We start from the raw sequence: 651 nt of genomic DNA on the forward strand, positions 1-651 counted from the left end.
TACATGTTCTGGTCCGTATCCTTGTTGACATACATCTATAATGATGCACATCATTGACATATGGCATTGCTGTGACTCCTACGCGACACACATCAAACTTGTGTAATGATATTTCTATGCATACATGTTTTCCAGAACTGGTTGATTTGCTTTTTTTTTTTTTTTGTTTTTTTTTTTTTTTTTTTTTTTTTTTTTTTTTTTTTCAAGCAGAAGACGGCATACGAGATCATGCCTAGTCTCGTGGGCTCGGCGTGCTGATCACCGACCATAACGTCCGTGAGACGCTGGCAGTCTGTGAACGTGCCTATATCGTGAGCCAGGGCCACCTTATTGCCCACGGTACGCCGACAGAAATCCTGCAAGACGAACACGTTAAGCGTGTATATCTTGGGGAAGACTTCAGACTCTGATAGGGTAGAGGGCTATGCTGCTCTAGCGGGAGAAAACGACTCTGAATATGAAGCAAGGTTTGCAACTCAGGCTTAGCCAACAACTGGCGATGACGCCTCAGCTACAACAGGCCATCCGTCTGTTGCAGTTGTCTACGCTGGAACTTCAGCAGGAACTCCAGCAAGCGCTGGAAAATAACCCGCTGCTTGAGCAAACCGATCTTCATGACGAAATCGACACTCAGCAACCTCAGGATAACGA

Annotated in this window: 1 protein-coding gene and 1 pseudogene; both read left to right on the forward strand. The window is 45.3% G+C overall.

Annotation, left to right across the window (positions count from 1 at the left end; translation table 11 throughout):
- The first annotated feature begins 251 nt into the window (after positions 1–251).
- Positions 252–410 carry an ABC transporter ATP-binding protein C-terminal domain-containing protein gene (locus EHSB41UT_RS25090; protein WP_207801063.1) on the forward strand — a complete coding sequence of 53 codons (159 nt, stop codon included), beginning with the start codon at positions 252–254 and terminating at the stop codon, positions 408–410.
- A 47-nt stretch (positions 411–457) separates the two neighbouring features.
- Positions 458–651, forward strand: a pseudogene (locus EHSB41UT_RS24145) (RNA polymerase factor sigma-54); the annotation flags it as partial.

The organism is Parendozoicomonas haliclonae, from assembly GCF_900174585.1.
Taxonomy (GTDB): domain Bacteria; phylum Pseudomonadota; class Gammaproteobacteria; order Pseudomonadales; family Endozoicomonadaceae; genus Sansalvadorimonas; species Sansalvadorimonas haliclonae.